Here is a 24,642-nt window from a genome sequence, read left to right as displayed (position 1 = left end):
TTCGGCCATATCAAGCCAGCGCCGCCTCCAGTACCCGCGCCACATGCAGGGCTTCGCGTTGGGCGCCGTCGAGGATCTGGTGGCGGCAGCTGGTGCCGTCGGCCACGATCAGTGTATCCGCTCCGGCCTGGCGCACGGCCGGCAGCAGCGCCAGCTCGCCCATCTTCATCGAAACCTCGTAATGGCTGGCCTCGTAGCCGAAACTGCCGGCCATGCCGCAGCAGCTGCTCTCGATCAGCTTGACCTCGAGACCGGGTATGAGCCCGAGCACGGCCTGTACCGGCTTGACGGCATCGAAGGCCTTCTGGTGGCAGTGGCCGTGCAACAGGGCCGTCGATTGCGGCAGCGCCTTCAGCTTCAGCTTCAGCCTGCCCGCCTTCGATTCGCGCGCGATGAACTCTTCGAACAGCATGGCCGCGCCGGACAGCAGCCTGGCTTCTTCGCCGAAGCCGTAAGCCAGGAACTCGTCGCGCATGGTCAGCAGGCAGGACGGCTCCAGCCCGACGACGGCGATGCCGCGCGCCACGAAGGGCAGCAGCGCATCGATGCTGCGGCGCGCTTCCTGCCTGGCCTGGTCGACCTGGCCTGCGGCCAGGTAGGTTCGCCCGCAGCACAGGGGCCGCGACTCCCCCTTCGCCCGCGCCACGTGCACGTGGTAGCCGGCGGCCTGCAGCACGCGCAGGGCGGCGCTCGCATTCTCGGACTCGAAATAGTTGTTGAAGGTGTCGGCGAACAGCACCACTTCCGCCGCCCCCGCCGGCGCCGCGGAGGGCGCGCCCAGGCCCGCCATGAAGGTATCGGCGCGCCAGCGCGGCAGCGAACGCTTCGCACTGAGACCCAGCCAGTGTTCGGAAAGGCGGGCGGCGCCGGGCAGGCGGTCGCGCAGGTTCAGCAGCGGCGCGAACTTCGCCGCCCACGGCGCATAGCGCGGCAGGTTGGCCACCAGCTTGTCCTTCAGGCGCATGCCGTGGCGCTTGCGGTAGTGGTACAGGAATTCGGTCTTCATGCGCGCCATGTCGATGCCGGTCGGGCAATCGCGCTTGCAGCCCTTGCAGCTCACGCACAGGTCGAGGGTCTCGTGCAGGGTCTCGGAGCTCATGGCGTCCGGCCCGAGCTGGCCCGACACGGCGAGGCGCAGGGTGTTGGCGCGGCCGCGCGTGAGGTGCTGCTCGTCCTTCGTCACGCGGTAGCTCGGGCACATGGTGCCGCTGTCGAACTTGCGGCAGTGGCCATTGTTGTTGCACATCTCGATGGCCTTGGCGAAGCCGCCGGTCGCATCGCCACCGCTGCCGGGCGCGCCCGCCTGTTCCGTGACCGGGTCGGTCTGCACGTTCCACGCCGACCAGTCGAGCGCGGTGCGCAGCGGCTGCTCGGCATAGCCGGGCTTGAAGCGGTACAGCGAGGCGTCGTCCATTTTCGTCGCACGCACGATCTTCCCCGGGTTCATCAGGCCGTCCGGGTCGAAGGCATCCTTGATCCCGGCAAAGGCGCCCATCATGCGCTCGCCGAACTGCCAGTCGACCCATTCGCTGCGCACCAGGCCGTCGCCGTGCTCGCCCGAGAAGGCGCCCTTGTAGCGGCGCACCAGGCTTGCCGCTTCCTCGGCGATGGCGCGCATCTTGGCGCTGCCGTCGCGGCGCAGGTCGAGGATCGGGCGCACGTGCAGGGTGCCGACCGAGGCGTGGGCATACCAGGTGCCGCGCGTGCCGTGCCTGGCGAAGACTTCGGTCAGCTGGTCGGTATACTCGGCCAGGTGCTCGAGCGGCACCGCGCAGTCTTCGATGAAGGAGACCGGCTTGCCGTCGCCCTTCAGGCTCATCATGATGTTCAGGCCGGCCTTGCGCACTTCCCACAGCGCCTTCTGCTCCTGCTCGTCCGGCATCTCGACCACCGAGCCGGGCAGCCCGAGGTCGCCCATCAGGTCCACCAGGCTCTTCAAGCCGCGCAGCTGCCCGGCCCTGTCCTCGCCGGCGAATTCTACCAGCAGGATCGCATCCGGCTTGCCGATCAGGGCCTTCTCGATGGTCGGGCGGAAGGCCGGATTGCCGCGCGCCAGTTCGATCATGGTGCGGTCGACCAGCTCCACCGCCACCGGCCCGAGCTTGACGATGTGCCGGGTGCTGTCCATCGCCTTGCTGAAGTCCGTGAAGTTGACGATGCCGAGCGCCTTCGCCTTCGGCAGCGGCGCCACCGCCAGCGTGATCTGTCCGGTGTAGGCCAGCGTGCCTTCCGAGCCCACCAGCAGATGCGCCAGGTTGACGCTGCCGTCGCGGGTATAGGGCCGCTCCGATTGCGGATGGAAGATGTCGAGGTTGTAGCCGCCCACGCGCCGCAGCACCTTCGGGTAGCGTTCGGCGATTTCCGCATGCTCGCGGGCGGCGATCGCCTCCACCGTGTCGACCAATTGGCCGATGCGGGCGGACGCTCCGGCGCGCATCGCGTCCAGTTCGCAGAAGCGGGCCTGGCTGCCGTCCGCCAGCCAGGCGTCGATGGCCAGCACATTGTGCACCATGTTCCCGTAATACAGGCTGCGCGAGCCGCAGGAGTTGTTGCCGGCCATGCCGCCGAGGGTGCACTGGGCGGCGGTCGAGACGTCCACCGGGAACCACAGCCCGTGCGGCTTCAGCCAGGCGTTCAGGTGGTCCAGCACGATCCCGGGCTGCACCGTGACCGTCATCGCTTCCTTGTCGAAGGCGATCACCTGGTTCAGGTATTTGCTGTTGTCGAGCACCAGCGCGGCGCCGACCGTCTGCCCGCACTGGCTGGTGCCGGCCCCGCGCGGCAGCACCGGCACCCGGGCGTCGCGGGCGATGGCCAGCGCCAGCGCGACGTCGTCGGGGGTGCGCGGCACGAACACGCCGACCGGCTCGATCTGGTAGATCGAAGCGTCGGTGGCGTAGCGCCCACGCGACCCGCGGTCGAACAGTACCTCCCCTGTCGTTTCCTTGCGCAGCCGGCCGGCCAGTTCCTGGCTGTCGATGCGCGCCTGCAGGCCGGTGGAAAGCAATACTCTGGAAGGTACCGAATCGTTCATGTCATGGGGCTCCGGGTGGGGTGTCGTCGGGCGCCTGCGACGCTGCGCGCAGCACGGCGAGCACCGCGTCGCGCTTGTTGCGCAGGTGCTGCAGCAGGATCTGGCGCAGGGCCTCGCCGTCGCGCTTCTCCAGGGCTTCGAGCATGGCGCCGTGCTCCCTGACGGCGGTATCCCATTTGTCCTGGTTGAAGTTCGAGCGGAAGCGCAGGCTCTGGATGCGCGCATTGATCTGCTGGTAGGTCTCGGTCAGCACCCCATTGCGCGCCATCGCGTTGAAACAGTCGTGGATCGCGTGATTCAGCTTGTAGTAAGTGGGCAGGTCGCGCCGCGCGTGGGCCGCCATCATCTCGAAATGCAGGGCCCTGACCTCGGCGATTTCGGCGTCGGTGGCGCGGGCGCAGGCCAGCTCGCCCGACATCCCTTCCAGCGCGCCCATCACTTCGAAGGTCTGCTCGATCTCGGGTACGGACATCTGGGCGACCACGGCGCCGCGGTTGGGCTGCAGCACGATCAGGCCTTCGACCGCCAGGGTCTTGAAGGCTTCGCGCAGCGGCGTGCGCGAGACGTTCAGCTGCTCGCACAGCATGCGTTCGTTGAGGCGGGTGCCGGGGGCGAGGACGCCCTCGACGATCATGTCGCGCAAACGCGCACCGACTGCGGCGGACAGGCCGAGGCGGTCGATGCTGGCGATGATGGGTGGAGTTGCAGGATTATTCATGGTTCCAAAATTGTATACCACATACAAATTTGGATGCCAGCACATCCTGTCAATCCTGCTAGGTAACGATGGATACGAATGCAATTCGCATTGACTTCGTTTTACGTTTGAATATTGTATACAAAATGTTTTCGCCATTTTTCTCACTACGACAGGGTCCCACATGGTCAAACTGAACTCCCATCCCGCCGGCCGCCACTTCCTGCAGATCCCCGGCCCCTCCACCGTCCCCGACCGCATCCTGCGCGCGATGGACTATCCGACCATCGACCATCGCGGGCCGGAATTCCAGGCCCTCGGCAGGAAGGTGCTGGCCGACATCCGCAAGATCTTCCAGACCGAGAACCCGGTCGTGATCTATCCGGCCTCCGGCACCGGCGCCTGGGAAGCCGCGCTGGTGAACACCCTCTCGCCCGGCGACACGGTATTGATGGTCGAGACCGGCCACTTCGCCACCCTGTGGAAGAAGATGGCCGACAAGCTCGGGCTGAATGCAGAATTCCTCGGCGGCGACTGGCGCCGCGGGGCCGATGCCGCCGCCATCGAGGCGCGCCTGGCCGCCGACCCCGAGCACACCATCAAGGCGGTATGTGTGGTGCATAACGAAACCTCGACCGGCGTCACCTCCGACATCGCCGCCGTGCGCCGCGCCATCGACCGCGCCGGCCACCCGGCCCTGCTGCTGGTCGACACCATTTCCTCGCTCGGCTCGATCGACTACCGCCACGACGAATGGGGCGTGGACGTCACCGTCAGCGGCTCGCAGAAAGGCCTGATGCTGCCGCCCGGCCTGTCCTTCAACGCGGTGTCAAGCAAGGCCATCGCCGCCTCGCGCCAGGCCAGGCTGCCGAAGGCCTACTGGGGCTGGGACGAGATCCTCGAAGCCAACAAGAACGGCTTCTGGCCCTACACCCCGGCCACCAACCTGCTCTACGGCCTGTCCGAAGCCTGCGACATGCTGCTCGAGGAAGGCCTGCAGAACGTGTTCGCGCGCCACCAGCGCCATGCGGCCGCCACCCGCGCCGCGGTCGAGGCCTGGGGGATGGAGATCCTGTGCCAGAACCCGGCCGAGTACAGCGGCGTGCTGACCGCCGTCGTGATGCCGAAGGACGCCTCCGGCCAGTATGCGAATGCCGACGCCTTCCGCAAGGCGGTGCTGGAGAACTTCAACATGTCGCTGGGCCAGGGCCTGACCAGGCTGTCCGGATGGGTATTCCGGATCGGCCACCTCGGCGACTTCAACGACCTGAGCCTGATGGGCACCCTCGCCGGTGTCGAGATGGGCTTCGAGGTGGCGGGCGTCCCGCACCGCAAGGGCGGCGTACTGGCCGCCATGCAGTACCTGACGGCGACCGCCCCACAAGGGAAGCACGCCGACACCCTGGCCAAGGCCGCCTGACGAGCGCCGCGCCGGATCCAAGAAAAACCAAACAGGAGACACCACATGAAAGCAAGCCGTGCCACGACGCAGGTGCTGTTACTACTCTGCGTGATGTACCTGATTACCTATGTAGACCGCGTCAACGTCAGTACCGCCGCCGCCAGCTTCGGCAAGGAGTTCGGGCTCAGCAAGACCCAACTCGGCTTCGTGTTTTCCGCCTTCGCCTATCCCTACCTCGTCTTCCAGATCATCGGCGGCTGGCTGGGCGACAAGTTCGGCGCGCGCAAGACCCTGACCGTCTGCGCCGTGGTGTGGGCCGGCGCCACCATCCTCAGCGGCCTGGCCACCGGCCTGGTCTCCCTGTTTCTCGCCCGCATGCTGCTGGGCCTGGGCGAAGGCGCCACCTTCCCCACCGCCACCCGCGCCATGGCCAGCTGGTTCTCGGCCGAGAAGCGCGGCTTCGCCCAGGGCATCACCCACGCCTGCGCGCGCCTCGGCAACGCCCTCACCCCGCCGCTGGTGGTGGCGCTGATGGCCGCCACCAGCTGGCGCGGCTCCTTCATCATCCTCGGCTGCATCAGCCTGCTGTGGGTGATGTGGTGGGCGATCAGCTTCCGCGACAACCCGGCCGACCATCCCCGCATCACGAAGGACGAGCTGGCCTCCCTGCCCGAATACAAGCAGTTCAAGGACCGCCCGAAAGTCCCGTGGATGCCGCTGTTCCGCCGCATGTCGCCGGTGACGATCACCTACTTCTGCTACGGCTGGATCCTGTGGCTGTTCCTGAGCTGGATTCCTCAGTACTTCCTGCACAACTACCAGCTCGACCTGAAGAAGTCGGCGATCTTCTCGGCCGGCGTGTTCCTGGCCGGCGTGGTCGGCGATGCACTGGGCGGCATCGTCTCCGACCACCTGCTGAAGAAGACCGGCAACCTGAACACCGCGCGCCGCAACGTGGTCGTGATCTGCATGCTGCTGACCCTGGCCTCGCTGGTGCCGCTGATGTTCGTGCACGACCTGGTGATCTCGGCGGTCTGCCTGAGCCTCGGCTTCTTCTTCATCGAATTCACCATCGGCCCGATGTGGGCGATCCCGATGGACATCGCGCCGAAATTCTCCGGCACCGCGAGCGGCATGATGAACACCGGCTCGGCGCTGGCCGCCATCATCAGCCCGCTGTTCGGCGGCTGGCTGATCGACAAGACCGGCAACTGGGACACGCCCTTCATCTTCTCGATGGCGCTGATGATCGTCGGTTCGATCACCGCCTTCGCCATGAAGCCGGGCAAGCAGTTCGACGAAACCGCGCACGGCGCGCTGCAGCCGCAGCCGACCGTCGCCATCTGAGCCATGGCAGCCGGCCGCGCCGTCCGGGCCGGCCGGCTGCCCAGTCAAGCCGCGAAAGGAAATCCATGAACAAGGGCCGTGTACAACTGAGCGTCCGTAACGGCATCGCATCCATCCTGATCGACCGCCCGGAGGCGCGCAACGCCATGACCTGGGCCATGTACGAAGAGCTGGGCCGCATCTGCGACGAGATCGCCGAACGCGCCGACGTGCGCGTGACCACCTTCCGCGGCGCCGGCGGCGACGCCTTCGTGGCCGGCACCGACATCGAACAATTCAAGACCTTCGAAGGCGGCGACGACGGTCTCGCCTACGAACGCGTGATCGACCGGCGCATCGGCCAGATCGAGGGCCTGCCCATGCCCACCGTCGCCATCCTCGACGGCTGGACCATCGGCGGCGGCCTCGCCATCGCCGCCGCCTGCGATTTCCGCATCGCCGCCCCCACCGCGTCGTTCGGCGTGCCGATCGCGCGCACGCTCGGCAACTGCCTGTCGATGGCGAATACCGCGCGCGTGGTCGCGGCTTTCGGCGTGGCGCGCGCCAAGCGCATGCTGCTGCTGGCCGACCTGCTCCCGGCCCGGGAAGCTTACGACTGCGGCTTCCTGGCCGAGATCGCCGACGCCGGTGCGCTCGACGATGCCGCCGACAAGCTGTGCGCCCGCCTCGAAAAGCTGGCGCCGGTGACCCAGCGGGTGTCGAAGGAAGCGATCCGGCGCGTGGTGGCGGAAACCGTCCCGCAGGGCGACGACCTGGTGGCCGCCTGCTACGGCAGTGCCGATTTCAAGATCGGCGTGTCCGCCTTCCTCGATAAACAGAAACCGGCCTGGTCCGGCTCCTGAACACGACATCCATGACAAGCACAAACACCACTCCCCATCCCGGACCGCTGGCCGGCATGCGCGTGCTCGAACTCGCGCAGATCATGGCCGGCCCCACCTGCGGCATGATGCTGGCCGACATGGGCGCCGACGTCGTCAAGGTCGAAAAGCTCCCCGGCGGCGACGATTCGCGCGGCTATCGCGAACCGCGCATCAACGGCGTCTCGGCGCCCTTCCTGATCCTCAACCGCAACAAGCGCGGCATCGCCCTCAACCTGAAGCATGCGAAGGGGCGCGAGATCCTGCTGCGGATGGTGAAGGAAGCCGACGTCCTGACCGAAAACTACCGCCGCGGCACGCTGGAGCGCCTGGGCCTGGGCTACGAAACCCTCAGGGAGATCAATCCGGGCCTGATCTACTGCTCGGTGTCCGGCTACGGCCGCGACGGCCCCTACGCGGACAAGGGCGGCTTCGACCTCATCGCCCAGGGCTTTGCCGGCCTGATGTCGGTGACCGGCGAACCCGGACGCCCGCCCGTCAAGACCGGCAACTCGATCGCCGACATCAATGCCGGCATCCTGGCGGTGGTCGGCATCCTGGCCGCCTATGCGCACAAGCAGAAGACCGGCCAGGGCCAGGTGGTCGACACCTCGCTGATGGAAGCGGCGCTGCAGCAGACCTACTGGCACGCGGCGATCTATTTCGCGACCGGGCACTCCAGCGGCCCGACCGGCTCGGCCCACCTGCTGACCGCGCCCTACCAGGCCTTCCAGGCCAGCGACGGCTGGATCAATATCGGCGGCGCCAACCAGGCCAACTGGGAGCGCATCGCCGACGTGCTGGGCCACCCGGAATGGCGCGAAGACCCGCGCTTCGCCGACAACGGCGCGCGCATGCGCAACCTGAGCGTGCTCACCGATGCGATGGCTGCGGTGCTGAAGACACGCTCGCGCGACGAATGGATCGCCGCCTTCGACGCCGCCGGCGTGCCGGTCGGTCCGGTGCATACGATCGCCGAAGCGCTCAGCCATCCGCAGGTGGAGGCGCGCGGCATGGTGGTCGAGGTCGAGCATCCCCAGGCCGGTACCACGCGCGCGCTGGGCTGCCCCGTGCATTTTTCGCAGACGCCCACCCGCGTCGACCGCCACGCGCCGATGCTGGGCGAGCATTCGCGCGAACTGCTCAGGGAGTACGGCTATGGCGACGAGGAGATCGACGGTTTCGCGGCCGACGGGGTGATCGAGGAAGCCCGGCTGGATTAGGCGCTGCGTGTACAATCCCCCCATCTGAAACAATGATGGGGCTTCCTTGATGGTGCAGGACCTGCGTGCCTGGGTTCGTATGCCTTCCGGCAAACGGCTCGATTTGCTGAATCCCACGCCCTTCGACTGGGACGACGCCGACCTGGCCCTGGGCCTGGCCCGCACCTACCGCTGGGGCGGACACTCGGCCTGGCCGCTGCCCCTGTCGGTGGCCCAGCACTCGATCTGCGTGATGCTGCTGCGGCGCGCCGCCTCGCCCATCCCGCTGTCCCCGGTGATCGAACTGCGCGAACTGCTGCACGACGCCGAGGAAGGCCTGCTCGGCTTCGACGCCGTGTCGCCGCTCAAACCCTTCCTTGGCGAGGGCTTCAAGGCGCTCACGCAAAGACTCGAACACATGGTCTTCCTGCGCTACGGCCTGCCGGCCTGGACACCCACCGAACACGCGAAGCACAAGCAGGCCGACCGCCTGGCCGCCGCCAGCGAGGCCGTCCACGTGGTCGGCTGGAAGGAAGAAGAGGTGCGCACTACCTTAAAGATCCGCGCCGCCGTGCTGGAGGAGGATCCGTTGGCGGCGCGCTACCGCTGCCGTCCCTGGGAACCGTGGCCGCCGACCGTCGCCGCCGAGCGCTTCCTGGCTGAACTAGACCACCAGAAGCGGCTCATCGATGCCGAAGATGTCCGTGACTGAGGCATTCGACGCCGCCATCGCCCGCGCTGCCGTCTTGATCCGCGAGGCCGACGCCCTGCTGATCGGCGCCGGCGCCGGCATCGGCGTCGATTCCGGCCTGCCCGACTTCCGCGGCGACCACGGTTTCTGGCGCGCCTATCCGCCGCTGGCCGAACTCGGCATCCGCTTCGTCGAGATCGCGAACCCGCGCAGCTTCGCCCACCATCCCGAACTGGCCTGGGGCTTCTATGGACACCGGCTGGCGCTCTACCGCGACACGGTGCCCCACGAAGGTTTTGCGATCCTGCGCGAACTGGGCGAGCGCCTGCCGCTGGGCGCCTTCGTCTTCACCAGCAATGTCGACGGCCAGTTCCAGCGTGCCGGCTTTCCCGAGGAACGGCTGGTCGAATGCCACGGCTCCATTCACCACCTGCAATGCAGCCACCCCTGCGGCGAGGCGATCTGGCCGGCGGATGCGGTCCGCCCCGAGATCGATCCGGCCGACTGCCTGATGCGCCCGCCCCTGCCGGCCTGCCCGCATTGCGGTGCGCTGGCGCGTCCGAATGTCCTGATGTTCAACGACGGCGCCTGGCTGGACGAGCGCACCGAAGCGCAGTACGAACGCCTGGAGGGCTGGCTGGCGCAGGCGCGGCGCCTGGTGGTGATCGAGCTCGGCGCCGGCACCGACGTGCCCTCGGTGCGGCGCATATGCGAGTCCCGGAGCGCGCCCCTGGTCCGCATCAATCCGCGCGAGCCGCGGGTGCCGTCCGCGCGCGACGTCGGCATTCCGGCCGGGGCGCTGGAAGCCTTGCGGCGCCTGCGCGAGCATCTGGACTGAGCCGGCCGGGCCCATCGCCCGGCGCAAGAATTTACCTGACGAAAATGCCAAGGCTTTTCTCAAGATCAGGCCCTAAATACTTGATTCCACAGCCTTTATTTTCATATCCACAGGAAATGTGGATAAAGTTGTGGACAAGCGCCTCTTGACAAGCCGGGAGGGCAGTATTGGTGCGGGTTTCAACAAATTGCCCGTTCAACAGGCAAAATCTTAGCCCTGCAAAATCAAGGACTTAGCTAAGCCCCAGTTTTGTGCAGGACATGGCTATGCGGCAAATTCCTACAAGGGTAGGACACGGGGGATAACTATTCTTTCCAAGCTCATTTCCAGCGGCTTCGCGCCCGCTCGCGCACCAGCATCCTTACTTCGTCCGGCATCGGCTTGCGGCTGTGCGGCGTATCCCCGTTCACCCACACGCATTCCTCGTAATGCTTCAGCATCGCCGGGCTGATGAAGCGGGTTCGCTGGGCGTAGACATGCCGGTCGCCCATCTGCGACTGCTGCTTGATGAAGAAGCGGTTCGGCACCACCAGGTGCAACTGCTCCCTGGCGCGCGTCATGGCCACATACAACAGGCGCCGCTCCTCCTCGATGTCGTCGCCGCTGCCGGTGGCCATGTCGGAGGGGATGCAGCCGTCGACCACGTTCAGCACGTGCACCGACTGCCACTCCTGGCCCTTGGCCGAATGGATGGTCGACAGGATCAGGTAATCCTCGTCCAGCAGCGGCGGACCGGCGCGGTCGCTGGTCGCTTCGGGCGGATCGAGGGTCAGCTCGGTCAGGAAGGTCTCGCGCGAACCGTAGCCGCCGGCCAGCGCCACCAGTTGCTCGAGATCGGCTGCGCGCACCGGGGCGTCGTCGTACAGGCGCTCCAGGTGGGGCTGGTACCAGCCGCGCACCAGTTCGATGTCCATCGGCCAGCGTAGCCCGGGCGTCCGCAGGTTGCGGAACAGGGCCACGAAGGCTTCCCAGTCGCCCTGGGCGCGCGCCGGCGCTTCGAAGGCTTCCACGGCCGCAAGCGGATCGACGGCCTCGCCTACCGCATCCAGCAGCCGCGCCGCGTTCGCCGGGCCGATGCCGGGGATCAGCTGGGCGACACGGAATCCGGCCAGGCGTCCGGCCGGGTTCTGGGCGAAACGCAGCACCGCGAGGATGTCCTTGATATGGGCCGCTTCCAGGAATTTCAGGCCGCCGAACTTCACGAAGGGGATGTTCCGGCGCACCAGCTCCAGCTCCAGCGCGGCGCTGTGGCTGGCGGCGCGGAACAGCACCGCCTGCTGGGTCAGCCTGGTGCCGGCTTCGCGCTGTTCCAGCACGCGCTTGCAGACCCAGCGCGCCTGCTCGGCCTCGTCCGGAATCAGCACCAGCTGCGGCTTCGCCGTCGACACTTTATCCGTCCACAGCGTCTTCGCATGCCGCTCCAGCGCGGCGGCGATAACGGCGTTCGAGGCATCCAGGATGGGCCGGGTGGAGCGGTAGTTGCGGTCGAGGGTGATGACGCGGGCCGGCTGCGAGAAGGCTTGCGGGAAGTCGAGGATGTTGCGCACCGTCGCCCCGCGGAAGGAATAGATGGCCTGGGCGTCGTCGCCGACCACCATCACGCCCTGCCCGTCCGGCTTCATGCCCTGGATGATGGCGGCCTGCAGGCGGTTGGTGTCCTGGTATTCGTCGACCAGCACGTGGTCGAACAGCGCGCCCAGCTCCGGTCCGAGTTCCGGGTCGGACGCCATCTCGGACCAGAACAGCAGCAGGTCGTCGTAGTCGAGCACGTTCTGCTCCTGCTTGGCGTCGACATAGGCGCCGAACAGGCGTTTCAGCTGCTCCTCCCATTCGCTGCACCAGGGGAAGGTCGTCTGCAGCACCTCGCCGAGCGCGTCCTGGCTGTTCACCACGCGCGAATAGATGGCCAGGCAGGTGCCTTTCAAGGGAAACCGCTTCTGGCCACCGGTAAGGCCAATATCCTGGCGCACCATGCCCATCAGGTCTTCGGAATCGCCGCGGTCGTGGATGGTGAAGGAGGACTCCAGCCCGATCCGGCCGGCGTACTCGCGCAGCAGGCGGGCACCGATGCTGTGGAAAGTGCCGGCCCAGGGCAAGCCCGCCACCGCCTGGGGCGAGGTCCCGAAGACGCGCTGCAGGACGCCGCCGGCGCGCTGCACCATCTCGTTGGCGGCGCGCCGCGAAAAGGTCAGCAACAGGATGCGCTGCGGATCTGCGCCGGACTGGATCAGCCGGGCCACGCGGTGGGCCAGCGTATTCGTCTTTCCCGAGCCGGCGCCGGCGACGACCAGCAGCGGCCGCGGCATGGCGAGGCCGACGTCGTGTTCGACGGCCGCGCGTTGTTCCGGATTCAGGGACGCATAGGGGTCGGGCAGCGGATCATGCAGCGCGGGTGCGGAAACGCTGGGGTCGGCGGTATCGGGCATAATGCAACAGGTCTGGAGATGCCAGAACTGTACATTTATCCAGTAGAGTTAGGCAAGCCCCATAAGCTGGCCAGGCTTGTTCAGATATCCACAAAATCTGTGAATAACCATGTGGAAAAGCACCCCCTTGACATGCGGGAAGCAAGGAATGATGCGGCTTTCAACAATTTGCCCATTGTGCGTGCAGGATGTGAAGCACGCAAAATCAAGGGCTTACGATGTCAAGCGGCGCACGATTCAAATATTTTTGCAAGATGCATTGCAGAAAAATTTGTGCATAACCACGACACCCCAGAAACACTCAAGCGGAGGGCGGGCGGCGGCGTTCCGGCTCGCCCAGCACCCTTTCGATGACCGCTGGATCGATGTCCCGCGAGCGCAGGAATTCCACGGCCGAGATCGTGCCGTCGCGTGATTGCAAGGCTACGCCGAGATCGACGACGCTGCTGCGCTGCGCATCCAGGCGCTGGGTCAGGCTAGTTTGCTCCATTGCATCTCCTGTTTGATCGGAATCGAGGCCGCTTGCCGCAGATGCAGTATCGGCCAGATTAATTGCAAGTCAAGAGGACATATCGCATCCGCATATTACGCGCAGATGACGGCGCAGCGCATCCGCGTGCGCCGCCGCCGCGCCGCCCGGCCTAGAATGATCCCGTCAACCATCACCAGCGAGGACCCCATGGCCATGACTCCCGATCCCGACCTGAAACCGGGCGACGAAGCCGAACCGGGCACCCCGGGCGCGGGCGAGGACCTGTGCGAGACCTGCGGCGGCAGCGGCAAGCTGGCCGACGGCAAGATCTGCCCGGAATGCGAAGGTTCCGGCCGCGTGATGCGCGGCATCGGCGGCGGCTAAAGCTCAGCCACTGCCACATGGACAGGAGGGTGGGCGCAGCGCGATAATCGGTGCATGACTACCTCGCCGCATCCGCTGCCGGGGGAGCCCGGCTCCCCGCCCCGCCCGCAATCCCTGTCCGACCTCTTCATCTCCTTCACGCTGCTGGCCTTGCAAGGTTTCGGCGGCGTGCTCGCCGTCGTCCAGCGCGAGCTCGTCGAGCGCAAACGCTGGCTGACCCAGGAGGAATTCATCGAAGACTGGGCCGTCGCCCAGATCATGCCGGGCCCGAACGTGGTCAACCTGTCGCTGATGATCGGCGGCCGCTATTTCGGCCTGCCCGGCGCCATGACCGCCCTGGCCGGGCTGCTGGCCCTGCCGCTGGTGCTGGTGCTGACTCTGGCGGTGCTGCACGACCGCTTCGCCGACAGCCCGCAGGTGGCCGGCGCCCTGCGCGGCATGGCCGCCGTCTCGGCCGGCCTGATCGGCGTCGCCGGCCTGCGGCTGGCCGCGGCCCTCAAGCGCAGCCCGCTGCCGATGTCCTGGTGCCTGGCCATCGCCGCCCTCGGCTTCGTGCTGGTGGCGCTGCTGAAATGCCCGCTGCTGTACGTGCTGCTGGGCCTGGGCGGCCTCGGCTGCGTCCTCACCTGGCGCCGCCTGACATCATGAGCCCGGCACACGAGACCCTGCACCTGGCGCTGGCCTGGTCCGACTGGCTGAACCTGTTCGGCCACTTCCTGCTGCTGTCGACGATGTCGATCGGCGGCGCGATCTCGACCTCGTCCGAGATGCACCGCTTCCTGGTCGAGCAGCACCACTGGTTGACCCAGGACCAGTTCAACGCCGCGATCGCCCTGGCCCAGGCCGCGCCCGGCCCCAACGTGCTGTTCGTGGCCCTGATGGGCTGGCACGTCGGCCTCAATGCCGGCAGCGTCGGCGCCGCCCTGTTCGGCGTGCTGGTCTGCATGGTCGGCATCATGACGCCCTCGACCATCATCACCTACACGGCGGCGCGCTGGGGCCACCGCAACCGCGACCTGCGCGCCGTGCGCGCCTTCAAGCAGGGCATGGCGCCGGTGGTGATCGCCCTGCTGCTGTCGACCGCCTGGATCCTCGGCAGTTCGGCCGGCGGCGGACAATGGCGGCTGTGGCTGCTTTCCGTCGCCGCCGGCGCGGTGATCTGGCGTACCCGGCTGCACCTGTTGTGGGTGCTGGCGGCCGGCGCCCTGCTCGGCGCGCTCGGCATCGTCTGAGTTCGCTGCAATGTCTACTGCAAGACGGCGGCGCAGCGGGCATACTTATGCAATTGTTCACCTATCGATGGAAAGACGATGACCGATCTTGCCCAAGCCAATGTACTCAGCGAACACGCCTGCTTCGGCGGCGTGCAGCGCTTCTACCAGCACGACTCCAGCGCCATCGGCCTGCCGATGCGCTTTTCCGTCTACCTGCCGCCCGGAGCGGAAGGCAAGAAGCTGCCGGTGCTGTTCTACCTGGCCGGGCTGACCTGCACCGAAGAAACCTTCATGATCAAGGCCGGCGCCCAGCGCGTCGCCGCCGAGCTCGGCGTGATCCTGGTCGCGCCCGACACCAGTCCGCGTGGCGCCGGCGTTCCCGGCGAGACCGACAGCTGGGACTTCGGCGTGGGCGCCGGCTTCTATCTCGACGCCAGCGCCGAGCCCTGGGCCCGCCACTACCGCATGGAAAGCTACATCCTCGAGCTGCGCCAACTGGTGCTGGCCACCCTGCCGGCGGATGCGGGCCGGGTCGGCATCTTCGGCCACTCGATGGGCGGGCACGGCGCCCTGACCCTGGCGCTGCGCCACCCGGACCTGTTCCGCTCGGTCTCGGCCTTCGCGCCGATCGCCGCGCCGACCCGCTGCCCCTGGGGCCAGAAGGCCTTCGGCGGCTATCTCGGCCAGGACCAGGCGGCCTGGCGCGCCCACGACGCGAGCGAGCTGGTGAAGGATGCCGGCCGCGCAGTGTTCCCGGACGGCATCCTGATCGACCAGGGCCTGGCCGACAAATTCCTCGCGGAACAGCTGTATCCGGAAGCCTTCGAGGAAGCCTGCCGCGCCGCCGGCCAGCCGCTCGAACTGCGCCGCCACCCCGGCTACGACCACGGCTATTACTTCATCTCGACCTTCGTCGAAGATCATTTGCGCTTCCATCGCCGCAATCTGGCCTGAGTCCGATAATTCCCTCCACCTGCCCGCCGGCTGGCGGGCATCAAACCTGCTTGTGCGGCCCTTGAAATCGGCTTCCGGCCGCCGTATAAATGGTGATGCATTCATTTGCAATGGAGGTCATCATGAATCTCATCCGCAGAAACAATAGCCCGCTGTCCACCCTGCGCGGCGGCCCCATGGAAGACCAGTTCGGCCGCATGGTCGAGAGCATGTTCCAGGATTTCTTCGCGCCCCTGGCCCAGGGCGGGCGCTGGGCCGACGAGGGCCTGGCCATGCCGCGCCTCGACGTCAGCGAGCACGAGAAAGCCTTCGAAGTGCAGGCCGAGCTGCCGGGCGTCAAGAAGGAAGACGTCAAGGTCTCGATCGACGGCCAGCGCGTCACGATCGAAGGGGAATGCCAGCAGGCAAACGAACAGCGTGAGGGCGAACAGGTGGTGTATTCTGAACGTTCGACACGCAGGTACCAGCGCAGCTTCACGCTGCCCTCCGAGGTCGACGATGCCGGCGCCGAAGCGCGGCTCGAGAATGGCGTCCTCATGCTCACGTTGCCCAAGAAACAGGGCGGCGCGGCAAAGCGGCTGACCATCCAGTAGGCCCGAAGCGGCAAGGGGGCGCAGCACAGCATGGCCGAGTTTCGCCACTTCAAGGACCGCAGACAGGCCGGCAAGCTGCTGGCCCGCGAGCTGCGGGAATATGCGGGGCGCGCTGACGCGGTCGTGCTGGCGCTGCCGCGCGGCGGAGTGCCCGTTGGGTTCGCTATCGCACAGCGGCTCGGCATCGACCTCGATATCCTTCTCGTACGTAAGCTGGGCATGCCCGGGCACGAGGAATATGCGATGGGCGCGGTCGGCAGCGGCGGCGTACGGGTGTTGCAGCCCGGCGTGCCCGGCCTGATGGGCGTGAGCGCCGAACAGGTCGAGGCCGTCACCGTGCGCGAACTGGCCGAACTGCAGCGGCGCGAACGTGCCTACCGCGGCGCCCGCAAGCCGCTGGCGCTGACCGGACGGACCGCGATCCTGGTCGACGATGGCGTTGCCACCGGTTCGACCATGCTGGCGGCCATCCGCGTGGCGCGCGGCTTGAAGCCGGCGAAGCTGGTGCTGGCGGTGCCGGTGGCGCCGCCGCAAACCCTGGCGGCGCTCGAGGGTCAGGTCGACCTGCTGGTCTGCCTGTCGGCGCCGCCGCTGTTCCGCTCCGTGGGCCAGTGGTATGAGGCCTTCGACCAGACCAGCGACGAGGAAGTACAGGATCTGCTGGCCGCCGCCTGGCATGCGCGGACGGCCGACCGACAACAACCAATGGAGGACGAACATCATGCAACGACTGCCGACGCAAAGCACGACGACGACGGACACCGGGCTTGAACTTGCCAAATGGCTGGGCGGCGCCGCCGCCGGCGCCCTATTGATGTACATGCTCGACCCCGACCGCGGCAGCGCACGCCGCGCGCAGTCGGCCGCCGCCGTGCGCAACGTCGGCTCACGCACATCCGGCGCCATCGGCAATGTCTGGCACGGCACGGGCAGCCGCATGGGCGCCGCCGCCGACGAGCTGGTGGAATCGGCCAGGCCGGACGGCGGCATCGGCTCGACGATCTCGCGCGTGAAAAGCGCCGCCGGCGACATGATCGGCGACACCGTCTCGAAGGCGAAAGACGCCATGGCCCGCGCATCCAGCGCCGCCGGCGACCTGGCCGACGACGCAATCTCCAAAGCGAAGAGCGGCGCCAGCCAGGCCCGGGACAGCGACGGCTATGCGAGCGCCCGCAGCGCGGTCAGCCGCGCCGCCGACAGCGTCGCCGACTTCTATGACGACACCCGCAAGACCGCCGGCCGCCTCGGCAAGCGTGTGGCCCAGGAAGTGCACGGCGACAGCGAAGGCGCCTGGAACCCGGGGATGCGCAACACCGCCCTGGTCGGCGGCGGCCTGCTGGCCCTGATGGGCCTGATGCGCCGCTCGCCGCTGACCGCCGTGCTGGGCCTGGCCGGCGCCGCCCTGCTGGCGCGCGGCGTCGCCAACCAGCCGCTGCGCAGCCTGGCAAGCCGCGGCGCCGCCGGTCTCGGCATGGCCAAGGGTCTGAGCCTTGGCATGGACAAGACCATCGACTTCGAGAAGACCGTTCACATCGACGCGTCGCCTGACGAGGTCTACCAGCAATTTGCGAATTACGAGAACTTCCCGCGCTTCATGTCCCACGTGGTCGAGGTGCGCGACCTTGGCCGCCGCCGCTCGCACTGGATCGTGAAAGGCCCGGGCGGCTCCGAGTTCGAATGGAATTCCGTCCTGACCGAGCAGAACCGTCCGAACCGCCTGGCCTGGCGCAGCGAACCCGGCGCCGAGATCCCGCAGACCGGCTCGATCCAGTTCGAGCGCCACCGCGGCGGCACCCTGGTCACCGTGCGCATGTCCTACACGCCGCCGGCCGGCGCCATCGGCCACGGCCTGGCCCTGCTGCTCGGCTCCGATCCGAAGTCGGCAATGGACGAGGACCTGGCGCGCATGAAGGCCTTCATCGAGCGCGCTTCGATGCCGCGTGAAGCCGCGCAGTCCGGCTGGATGAGCCGCCTGCTGCACTGAAGCGGAACCCGGCATCATGGCCAGCCCTGACCCCGTTGCCGCCATCCGCGCCGCCGCCATCCCGCTGGGAGGCGGCCGGCGCGACTACGATGAACTGCTCGACCTGGTGGGCGACGCCCGCTTCGTGCTGCTGGGCGAGGCCACCCATGGCACCCACGAGTTCTACGAGGAGCGCGCGCGCATCACGCAACGCTTGATCGAGGAAAAGGGCTTCCATGCCGTGGCCGTCGAGGCCGACTGGCCGGACGCCTACCGCGTCAACCGCTACGTGCGCGGCCAGGGCGAGGATGCCGATACCAACGCCGCCCTGTCCGGCTTCGAACGCTTCCCGAGCTGGATGTGGCGGAATACCGACGTTTCCGCCTTCGTCGACTGGCTGCGCGAGCACAATGAGAAACAGGCCGGCGGCAAGCAGGTCGGCTTCTACGGCCTCGACCTGTACAGCCTGTTCACCTCGCTGCGCGAAGTGCTGGCCTATCTCGACAAGGTCGATCCGCAGGCCGCCAGAATCGCGCGCGAACGCTATGCCTGCTTCGACCATTACTACGAGGACAGCCAGCACTACGGCTACTCGGCCAACCTGGACCTGTCGGCTTCCTGCGAGGAAGGCGTGATCGAGCAGCTGAACCAGATGCAGCGGCGCGCCTGCGAATACGCGCAAAAGGACGGCAGCGAGGACGGCTTCTTCTACGCCCAGCAGAATGCGCGCCTGGTCAAGAATGCCGAGGAATACTACCGGACCATGTTCCGCGGCCGCGTCTCGTCCTGGAACCTGCGCGACAGCCACATGGCCGAGACCCTGGAAGCCCTGGCCCAGCACCTGTCGCGGCACGGGGAGCCGGCCAAAATTGTCGTGTGGGAGCACAATTCCCACATCGGCGATGCACGCGCCACCGAGGTCGGCCAGCTGGGCGAATGGAACGTCGGCGAACTGGCGCGCAAGGCCTACGACGGCCAGACACGCTTGATCGGCTTTTCGACCTACGAAGGCTTCGTCACGGCGGCTTCGGAATGGGATGGCCCGGCCGAACACAAGCGGGTGCGCCCCGGCATGCCCGGCAGCTACGAAGAGCTGCTGCACGAGACCGGCATCGAGCGCTTCCTGCTGCCTCTGCGCGGAGACAGTCCGGCCCGCGAAGCCCTGATGCAGAAGCGCCTGGAGCGGGCGATCGGCGTCATCTACCTGCCGCGCACGGAACGCCAGAGCCATTATTTTTCGGCCCAGATGGCGGTCCAGTTCGACGCCGTGATCCACATCGACCGCACCACGGCCGTCACGCCCATCGATCCGGGCGGCGGCTGGCACTCGGAAGAGCCGCCGGAAACCTATCCGGGCGGATTCTGATTCGACACGAGGTGGAGGCGGCCGGCGCGCGCCTCCTGCGCCTCCTGGTGCTCGCCGATCTCACGGAAGATCGTTCCGGGGTCGGCCAGTTCGCGCGCGGCCAGCGCGCGCATTTCTTCGGACTCGATGCCGGCCAGCGCCGCGCCGCGCAATTCGTCCGCTTCGGTGCCTCGCCCCAGTCCCTCGAAGGTCGAAGCGCATAGCCAGACGTCCTTCATCGCATTGGCCAGCTCGGCCGCCAGCCGCGGCGCGGCGCCCAGCGGCGGGAACAGCGGCAGGCTGGCCGCCATCGCGTTCAGCTCGCCGGTACGCGCCAGGGGATCGGGCAGGTAGCGTTCGGCGCGCTCGAAGTCGCCGGCCGCCACCATCGCCGGCAAGGCCGTCCAGGCCGCATGCCGCGCATCCTCGGGCATCGTGTCTTCCATGTGCGCGAACAGCTCGACGGTCGACTGCGGATCCTTCAGCGTGTCGTTGATGCCGGCGATCAGCTGGAAGCGCGTGCCGGGGTAGCCGCGGCCCGAGCGGAATATGTTGTCGCCGTCCAGCAACTGCCGGGCCTGGGCGTCGCGCGCGCGGGCCAGGGCATCGCGTGCCGGACCGTGCTCCCCGGCCAGCATTTCCCACTCGAACACCACGATGAACATATTCTTGCCGGCGAAGGCTTCATCCTTGCAGACACGTGCGAACAGCCCGATCAGTATCGCCAGTGCGTCTTCAGGACGTCCTTCATGCCTGGCGGCGATCGCCCGGACCACGTCTGGATTCAATTCGACCATCGCTTCCCCTTGCCCGGACAGCCAGCCGGAGTATCGAAATGGCATCATCTTAGCCCGCAAAGCGCGGTGTGCGATAAATCCTTTTTCCAGACGCCCCGCTTTGGTTTACGATTGCGTCCTTATGTTCTGGCAACTCGGAAACGGAAGACATGAGTAAATACACCTTGAGCGTCAACGGCAAGGCGCAGACCGTGGACGTCGAAGCGGACACGCCGCTGCTGTGGGCCCTGCGCGATACCATGGGCCTGGTCGGCACCAAGTACGGCTGCGGCGTGGGCGCCTGCGGCGCCTGCACCGTCCACGTGGACGGCCAGCCGGCGCGCGCCTGCCAGCTGCCGGTGTCCGCCATCGGCAAGCGCAAGGTCACGACCATCGAGGGACTGGATGCGAACGCCGCCCACCCGCTGCAGCAGGCCTGGCAGGAACTCGACGTGCCCCAGTGCGGCTACTGCCAGTCCGGCCAGATCATGAGCGCCTGCGCCCTGCTCAAGCAGCATCCGCGACCGACCGACGCCCAAATCGACGACGCCATGGCCGGCAACCTGTGCCGCTGCGCCACCTATGTCCGCATCCGCGCCGGTATCCACCGCGCCGCCGAGATCGCTTCCGCCAAACCCGCCGGAAAGGGCAAGCAATGAGCGCGCGCCAAGACGAGCTGAAATCCGCTTCCGCTTCGCGCCGCAGCTTCCTGCGCCAGTCCGCCGCCGGCGGCTCGCTGCTGGCCCTCGGCCTGTATGGCGGCGGCACCATCGCCGCCCTCGCCCAGGGCCAGGCCGCCGCCCCGGGCGCCGCCACCGAATTCTCGCCCAACGTCTTCATCCGCATTGCCCAGGACGGCATCGTCACCCTGGTGTCCAAGCAGCCGGAAATCGGCCAGGGCATCAAGACCTCGCTGCCGATGGTGATCGCCGAAGAGCTGGACGTCGAATGGAAAGATGTGCGCGTGGTCCAGGGCGACCTGAACCCGGCCTATGGTCCGCAGGGCGCCGGCGGTTCCACCTCGACCCCGACCAATTACGAGAACTTCCACCGCCTGGGCGCCACCGCGCGCACCATGCTGGTCCAGGCCGCCGCCCAGACCTGGGGCGTGCCGGCCGGCGAATGCCGCGCCGAACGCGGCGCCGTGCTGCACGATGCGTCGAAGCGCCGCCTCGGCTACGGCCAGCTGGTGAAGACCGCGGCCGCGCTACCGGTGCCGGATGCGAAAGGCGTCCAGCTCAAGGATCCGTCCACTTACCGCCTGCTGGGAACGCGCATCGGCGGCGTCGACAACGACAAGGTCGTGGCCGGCAAGCCTCTGTTCGGCATCGACGTCCAGCTGCCCGGCATGCTGTACGCCGTGTATGTGAAATGTCCGGTGCTGGGCGGCGCACCAAGCTCCGCCAACCTGGCCGCCATCAAGGCCATGCCGGGCGTGAAGGATGCCTTCATCGTCGAAGGCACCGAAAACCTGAACGGCCTGCGTCCGGGCGTGGCGATCGTCGCCAACAGCACCTGGAACGCGATCAGCGCGCGTAAAAAATTGCAGGTGCAGTGGGACGAAGGCGAAGGCGCGCACCATAGCTGGGCGGGCTTCCTGGCCCAGGCCCAGGCTGCAGCCAAACAGCCGGGCACGGTCACCATGCGCCGCGATGGCGACGTCGACACCGCGCTGGCCGGCGCCGCCCGCACCGTGGAGTCGGCCTACACCTACCCCTTCATCTCGCATGCGAGCATGGAGCCGCAGAACTGCACCGCCGCCATCGATCCGAAGGACGGCAGCGTGGAACTGTGGGCGCCGACCCAGAACCCGGGCGCCGGCCAGGCCCTGGTCGCCAGCACTTTCAACATCCCGAAAGAGAAGATTACCCTGCACATCACGCGCAGCGGCGGCGGCTTCGGCCGACGCTTGTCGTCCGACTTCATCGTCGACGCGGTCGCCATCGCCCAGAAGGTCAAGGCGCCGGTGAAGCTGACCTGGATGCGCGAGGACGACCTGCAGCATGACCACTTCCGCGCCGGCGGCTTCCACTTCCTGCGCGGCGGCGTCGATTCCGCCGGCAAGCTGGTGGCCTGGCACGATCACTTCGTCACCTTCGCCAACCGCGTCGAGCAGAAAGAAAGCGACGGCACCACGGGCAGAGTGCTGCGGCCGGGCAGCGGCGCCAGCCTGTCGGGCGACGAGTTCCCGGGCCGCTGGGTCGCCAACTGCCTGCTCGAGCAGACCCCGCTCGAATGCCGCATCCCGATGGGACCGTGGCGTGCGCCGGGCTCGAACGTGTTCGCCTGGGTCTTCCACAGCTTCATCGACGAACTGGCCCATGCCGCCGGCCGCGATTCCATAGAGTTCCGCCTCGAGATCCTCGGTGACGCCAACATGGTGGCCGGTACCGGCGAGCGCGGCGTGCCCTATAACGTCTCGCGCATGCGCAATGTGCTCAAGGCCGTGGCCGAGAAGTCCGGCTGGGGCAGGCGCAAGTTCGCGCGCGGCCAGGGTGCCGGCGTGGCCTTCCACTTCAGCCACCGCGGCTATGTGGCGGAAGTGGCCGAGGTCACGGTGTCGAAGGAAGGCCAGTTGAAGGTGGACCGCGTGGTGGTGGTGAGCGACATCGGCGCCCAGACCGTCAACCTGTCCGGCGCCGAGAACCAGGTGCAGGGCTCGGTGATCGATGGTCTTTCGACGCTGATGTACCCCTCGCTGAATCTCGAGAAGGGCCGCATCGTGCAGAGCAACTTCCACGACTACCCGCTGCTGCGCATGCCGGACACGCCGACCAGGATCGAAACCCACTTCCTGAAGACCGATTACCCGGTCACGGGCCTGGGCGAACCGGTCTTCCCGCCGCTGGCGCCGGCCGTTTGCAACGCGATCTTCGCCGCCACCGGCAAGCGCGTGCGCGAACTCCCGCTCAGCAAGACCGACCTGAGCTGGAGCTGAGTTGGATGCGGCCTCCCTGCTCCGCCAGGCCGTCGCCCTGCACCAGCAGGGACGGCTGGAGCAGGCGCGCGAACTCTACCGGCAGGTGCTGGCGCTCGACCCGCGCCAGTTCGACGCCCTGCACCTGAGCGGGGTCATCGAACGCCAGCGCGGCGATCCGGCACAGGCCGTCGAGCTGATCCGGCAGTCACTGCAGGTCGACCCTCGGCAGGCCCGTGCCCACTGCAACCTCGGCGCCGCCCTGCAGGACCTGGGCCAGGCCGAGGCCGCGCTGCAGAGCGTCGAAACCGCGCTGCGCCTCGACCCGCGTTATGCCCTGGCCTGGAACAACCGCGGCAACACCCTGCGCCGCCTCGGCCGCCTTCCCGAGTCGCTGGACAGCTACGAACGCGCCCTCGCGCTGAGCGCGAATTATCCGGAAGCCTGGTGCCACCGCGCCATCGTCCTCAACGATCTCGGCCGCCATGGCGACGCCGCCGCCAGCGCCGAACAGGCCCTGGCCGCACGCCCCGACTATGCGGACGCGCTGCAGGCACTGGGCAACGCCCTGCAGGCGCTCGACCGGTTTGCGCAGGCCGTGGAGGCCTACGACGCCGCGTTGACGAGCGCCGCGCCGGCCCGCCAGGCCGAGATCTGGTGCGCACGCGGCGCGGCCCTCAAGAAATCCGGCGACCTGTCCCGGGCGCTGGACAGCTACGAACACGCCCTGCGGCTCCGCCCCGATTACGCGATGGCCGAGCACTACCGCGCCAACGCGCTGCGCGCGCTGGGCCGGCGCGAAGCGGCGATCGCCGCCTATCGGCGCGCCCGTGAGCTGGGCGCCGACCCCGCCGGCATCGATTTCGCGCTGGCGGCGCTGGGCGAAGGCGATCCGCCCGCTTCGGCGCCCGCCGATTACGTGAAGGGCCTGTTCGACCAGTATGCCGGGCACTTCGACCGTCACCTGGTCGGGGTGCTGGGGTACCGGACGCCGGAGCTGCTGGTCTCGATGCTTCCGGCGGGATCGGATACGCCCTTCGATGCCGTGCTGGATCTCGGCTGCGGCACCGGCCTGTGCGCGCCCCTGCTGCGCCCACTGGCGCGGCGTCTCGGCGGCGTCGACCTGTCCGAAAAGATGCTGGCAAAGGCCCGCGAGACCTGCCTGTACGACGAACTGGCCTGCGCCGATATCGTCGCCTGGCTGGACGGCCGGCAGGCGGAATGGGATCTGGTGCTGGCGGCCGACGTGCTCGTGTACATCGGCGAACTGGGAAAGCTGTTCGAGCGGGTGGCGCGCGCCCTTCGGCCGGGCGGGCGCTTCGCGTTCTCGGTGGAGACGCTGGCGCAGGAAAGCGGCAGCGGTTACGCGATCACGGCCTCGAACCGCTTCGCGCACGCACCGGCCTATGTGCGCGCCTGCGCCGCCGCGGCCGGCATGACGGTGCACGAACAGCGCGACGCCGTCCTGCGCCAGGAACATGGGGCCGACGTCGCCGGCATGCTGTTCCTGCTGCGCCGCCCCTGATT

The 24,642-nt window shown here is 67.7% G+C and carries 22 protein-coding genes; 17 read left to right on the top strand and 5 right to left on the bottom strand.

The features are described 5' to 3' along the window. Positions 1-10: 10 nt before the first annotated feature. Complete coding sequence (locus AB4Z32_RS02910) at positions 11-3,034, bottom strand: FAD-binding and (Fe-S)-binding domain-containing protein (protein ID WP_441934193.1); 3,024 nt, start codon at positions 3,032-3,034, stop codon at positions 11-13. A gap of 1 nt (position 3,035) precedes the next feature. Then, positions 3,036-3,752: a GntR family transcriptional regulator gene (locus tag AB4Z32_RS02905; protein ID WP_441934191.1), complete on the bottom strand. Its 717-nt coding sequence runs from the start codon at positions 3,750-3,752 to the stop codon at positions 3,036-3,038. Positions 3,753-3,915: 163 nt separating this feature from the next. Between AB4Z32_RS02905 and AB4Z32_RS02900 the strand changes: the two genes are divergently transcribed. From AB4Z32_RS02900 to AB4Z32_RS02875, 6 genes are all read left to right on the top strand, one after another. Beyond that, positions 3,916-5,151: a pyridoxal-phosphate-dependent aminotransferase family protein gene (locus AB4Z32_RS02900; protein ID WP_441934189.1), complete on the top strand. Its 1,236-nt coding sequence runs from the start codon at positions 3,916-3,918 to the stop codon at positions 5,149-5,151. 45 nt (positions 5,152-5,196) lie between these two features. Then, the gene (locus tag AB4Z32_RS02895; protein WP_441934188.1) at positions 5,197-6,480 is read left to right on the top strand and encodes an MFS transporter; all 1,284 of its coding nucleotides are present in this window, start codon (positions 5,197-5,199) and stop codon (positions 6,478-6,480) included. 65 nt (positions 6,481-6,545) lie between these two features. Beyond that, on the top strand, positions 6,546-7,322 hold the full coding sequence (locus AB4Z32_RS02890) for an enoyl-CoA hydratase/isomerase family protein (RefSeq protein ID WP_441934186.1): 777 nt from the start codon (positions 6,546-6,548) through the stop codon (positions 7,320-7,322). An 11-nt stretch (positions 7,323-7,333) separates the two neighbouring features. After that, on the top strand, positions 7,334-8,563 hold the full coding sequence (locus tag AB4Z32_RS02885) for a CaiB/BaiF CoA transferase family protein (protein ID WP_441934184.1): 1,230 nt from the start codon (positions 7,334-7,336) through the stop codon (positions 8,561-8,563). A 79-nt stretch (positions 8,564-8,642) separates the two neighbouring features. Continuing rightward, a complete protein-coding gene (locus AB4Z32_RS02880; RefSeq protein ID WP_441934182.1) occupies positions 8,643-9,254 on the top strand; it encodes a phosphohydrolase in 612 nt (203 codons plus the stop codon). Further along, complete coding sequence (locus AB4Z32_RS02875) at positions 9,241-10,071, top strand: SIR2 family NAD-dependent protein deacylase (protein WP_441934180.1); 831 nt, start codon at positions 9,241-9,243, stop codon at positions 10,069-10,071. Before AB4Z32_RS02880 ends, AB4Z32_RS02875 begins: the two co-directional genes overlap by 14 nt. Positions 10,072-10,391: 320 nt before the next feature. Here the strand turns inward: AB4Z32_RS02875 and AB4Z32_RS02870 are convergent, their stop codons facing one another. Together AB4Z32_RS02870 and AB4Z32_RS02865 are read right to left on the bottom strand one after the other, a co-directional pair. After that, positions 10,392-12,497, bottom strand: a complete 2,106-nt coding sequence (locus tag AB4Z32_RS02870; RefSeq protein WP_441934178.1) for an ATP-dependent helicase — start codon at positions 12,495-12,497, stop codon at positions 10,392-10,394. 301 nt (positions 12,498-12,798) lie between these two features. Then, positions 12,799-12,987, bottom strand: a complete 189-nt coding sequence (locus tag AB4Z32_RS02865) for a hypothetical protein (protein ID WP_441934176.1) — start codon at positions 12,985-12,987, stop codon at positions 12,799-12,801. A gap of 195 nt (positions 12,988-13,182) precedes the next feature. Between AB4Z32_RS02865 and AB4Z32_RS02860 the strand changes: the two genes are divergently transcribed. The 8 genes from AB4Z32_RS02860 (at position 13,183) to AB4Z32_RS02825 (ending at position 19,443) form a co-directional block, all read left to right on the top strand. After that, positions 13,183-13,353: a hypothetical protein gene (locus AB4Z32_RS02860; RefSeq protein WP_441934174.1), complete on the top strand. Its 171-nt coding sequence runs from the start codon at positions 13,183-13,185 to the stop codon at positions 13,351-13,353. Positions 13,354-13,407: 54 nt separating this feature from the next. After that, positions 13,408-14,001: a chromate transporter gene (locus AB4Z32_RS02855; protein ID WP_441934172.1), complete on the top strand. Its 594-nt coding sequence runs from the start codon at positions 13,408-13,410 to the stop codon at positions 13,999-14,001. Next, complete coding sequence (locus tag AB4Z32_RS02850) at positions 13,998-14,585, top strand: chromate transporter (RefSeq protein ID WP_441934170.1); 588 nt, start codon at positions 13,998-14,000, stop codon at positions 14,583-14,585. The genes AB4Z32_RS02855 and AB4Z32_RS02850 overlap by 4 nt, the downstream gene beginning before the upstream one ends. Positions 14,586-14,663: 78 nt before the next feature. After that, on the top strand, positions 14,664-15,521 hold the full coding sequence (fghA, locus tag AB4Z32_RS02845) for an S-formylglutathione hydrolase (RefSeq protein WP_441934168.1): 858 nt from the start codon (positions 14,664-14,666) through the stop codon (positions 15,519-15,521). 122 nt (positions 15,522-15,643) lie between these two features. Continuing rightward, the gene (locus tag AB4Z32_RS02840; protein ID WP_441934166.1) at positions 15,644-16,114 is read left to right on the top strand and encodes an Hsp20/alpha crystallin family protein; all 471 of its coding nucleotides are present in this window, start codon (positions 15,644-15,646) and stop codon (positions 16,112-16,114) included. Positions 16,115-16,144: 30 nt separating this feature from the next. Continuing rightward, entirely contained in the window at positions 16,145-16,885 is a 741-nt protein-coding gene (locus AB4Z32_RS02835) for a phosphoribosyltransferase (RefSeq protein WP_441934164.1), read from the top strand. After that, a complete protein-coding gene (locus tag AB4Z32_RS02830) occupies positions 16,836-18,098 on the top strand; it encodes an SRPBCC family protein (protein WP_441934162.1) in 1,263 nt (420 codons plus the stop codon). Before AB4Z32_RS02835 ends, AB4Z32_RS02830 begins: the two co-directional genes overlap by 50 nt. Positions 18,099-18,114: 16 nt before the next feature. Further along, on the top strand, positions 18,115-19,443 hold the full coding sequence (locus tag AB4Z32_RS02825) for an erythromycin esterase family protein (protein WP_441934160.1): 1,329 nt from the start codon (positions 18,115-18,117) through the stop codon (positions 19,441-19,443). On the opposite strand, the gene AB4Z32_RS02820 is transcribed toward AB4Z32_RS02825, so the two are convergent. Further along, positions 19,425-20,267, bottom strand: a complete 843-nt coding sequence (locus AB4Z32_RS02820; RefSeq protein ID WP_441934158.1) for a hypothetical protein — start codon at positions 20,265-20,267, stop codon at positions 19,425-19,427. The genes AB4Z32_RS02825 and AB4Z32_RS02820 overlap by 19 nt on opposite strands. A gap of 101 nt (positions 20,268-20,368) precedes the next feature. Here AB4Z32_RS02820 and AB4Z32_RS02815 point away from each other — a divergent pair, with 101 nt between their 5' ends. From AB4Z32_RS02815 to AB4Z32_RS02805, 3 genes are read left to right on the top strand one after another with little or no spacing between them, the layout of a single operon-like run. Continuing rightward, entirely contained in the window at positions 20,369-20,857 is a 489-nt protein-coding gene (locus AB4Z32_RS02815) for a (2Fe-2S)-binding protein (protein WP_441934156.1), read from the top strand. Further along, positions 20,854-23,136 carry a molybdopterin cofactor-binding domain-containing protein gene (locus AB4Z32_RS02810; RefSeq protein ID WP_441934154.1) on the top strand — a complete coding sequence of 761 codons (2,283 nt, stop codon included), beginning with the start codon at positions 20,854-20,856 and terminating at the stop codon, positions 23,134-23,136. Before AB4Z32_RS02815 ends, AB4Z32_RS02810 begins: the two co-directional genes overlap by 4 nt. A 1-nt stretch (position 23,137) precedes the next feature. Continuing rightward, the gene (locus AB4Z32_RS02805) at positions 23,138-24,640 is read left to right on the top strand and encodes a tetratricopeptide repeat protein (protein WP_441934152.1); all 1,503 of its coding nucleotides are present in this window, start codon (positions 23,138-23,140) and stop codon (positions 24,638-24,640) included. Positions 24,641-24,642: the final 2 nt, after the last annotated feature.

Origin of the sequence: Massilia sp. 2TAF26 (assembly GCF_052115005.1) — a bacterium.
In the GTDB taxonomy this organism is placed as follows: domain Bacteria; phylum Pseudomonadota; class Gammaproteobacteria; order Burkholderiales; family Burkholderiaceae_D; genus Telluria.
Note: the sequence above shows the minus strand (reverse complement) of the source record. Positions and strands in the feature narration are given on the sequence as shown.

Bases quoted from the DNA above. Each gene is read 5' to 3' on its own strand.
- AB4Z32_RS02910 (WP_441934193.1), bottom strand. From the start codon at position 3,034: ATGAACGATTCGGTACCTTCCAGAGTATTGCTTTCCACCGGCCTGCAG.
- AB4Z32_RS02905 (WP_441934191.1), bottom strand. From the start codon at position 3,752: ATGAATAATCCTGCAACTCCACCCATCATCGCCAGCATCGACCGCCTC.
- AB4Z32_RS02900 (WP_441934189.1), top strand. From the start codon at position 3,916: ATGGTCAAACTGAACTCCCATCCCGCCGGCCGCCACTTCCTGCAGATC.
- AB4Z32_RS02895 (WP_441934188.1), top strand. From the start codon at position 5,197: ATGAAAGCAAGCCGTGCCACGACGCAGGTGCTGTTACTACTCTGCGTG.
- AB4Z32_RS02890 (WP_441934186.1), top strand. From the start codon at position 6,546: ATGAACAAGGGCCGTGTACAACTGAGCGTCCGTAACGGCATCGCATCC.
- AB4Z32_RS02885 (WP_441934184.1), top strand. From the start codon at position 7,334: ATGACAAGCACAAACACCACTCCCCATCCCGGACCGCTGGCCGGCATG.
- AB4Z32_RS02880 (WP_441934182.1), top strand. From the start codon at position 8,643: ATGCCTTCCGGCAAACGGCTCGATTTGCTGAATCCCACGCCCTTCGAC.
- AB4Z32_RS02875 (WP_441934180.1), top strand. From the start codon at position 9,241: ATGTCCGTGACTGAGGCATTCGACGCCGCCATCGCCCGCGCTGCCGTC.
- AB4Z32_RS02870 (WP_441934178.1), bottom strand. From the start codon at position 12,497: ATGCCCGATACCGCCGACCCCAGCGTTTCCGCACCCGCGCTGCATGAT.
- AB4Z32_RS02865 (WP_441934176.1), bottom strand. From the start codon at position 12,987: ATGGAGCAAACTAGCCTGACCCAGCGCCTGGATGCGCAGCGCAGCAGC.
- AB4Z32_RS02860 (WP_441934174.1), top strand. From the start codon at position 13,183: ATGACTCCCGATCCCGACCTGAAACCGGGCGACGAAGCCGAACCGGGC.
- AB4Z32_RS02855 (WP_441934172.1), top strand. From the start codon at position 13,408: ATGACTACCTCGCCGCATCCGCTGCCGGGGGAGCCCGGCTCCCCGCCC.
- AB4Z32_RS02850 (WP_441934170.1), top strand. From the start codon at position 13,998: ATGAGCCCGGCACACGAGACCCTGCACCTGGCGCTGGCCTGGTCCGAC.
- fghA (WP_441934168.1), top strand. From the start codon at position 14,664: ATGACCGATCTTGCCCAAGCCAATGTACTCAGCGAACACGCCTGCTTC.
- AB4Z32_RS02840 (WP_441934166.1), top strand. From the start codon at position 15,644: ATGAATCTCATCCGCAGAAACAATAGCCCGCTGTCCACCCTGCGCGGC.
- AB4Z32_RS02835 (WP_441934164.1), top strand. From the start codon at position 16,145: ATGGCCGAGTTTCGCCACTTCAAGGACCGCAGACAGGCCGGCAAGCTG.
- AB4Z32_RS02830 (WP_441934162.1), top strand. From the start codon at position 16,836: ATGCAACGACTGCCGACGCAAAGCACGACGACGACGGACACCGGGCTT.
- AB4Z32_RS02825 (WP_441934160.1), top strand. From the start codon at position 18,115: ATGGCCAGCCCTGACCCCGTTGCCGCCATCCGCGCCGCCGCCATCCCG.
- AB4Z32_RS02820 (WP_441934158.1), bottom strand. From the start codon at position 20,267: ATGATGCCATTTCGATACTCCGGCTGGCTGTCCGGGCAAGGGGAAGCG.
- AB4Z32_RS02815 (WP_441934156.1), top strand. From the start codon at position 20,369: ATGAGTAAATACACCTTGAGCGTCAACGGCAAGGCGCAGACCGTGGAC.
- AB4Z32_RS02810 (WP_441934154.1), top strand. From the start codon at position 20,854: ATGAGCGCGCGCCAAGACGAGCTGAAATCCGCTTCCGCTTCGCGCCGC.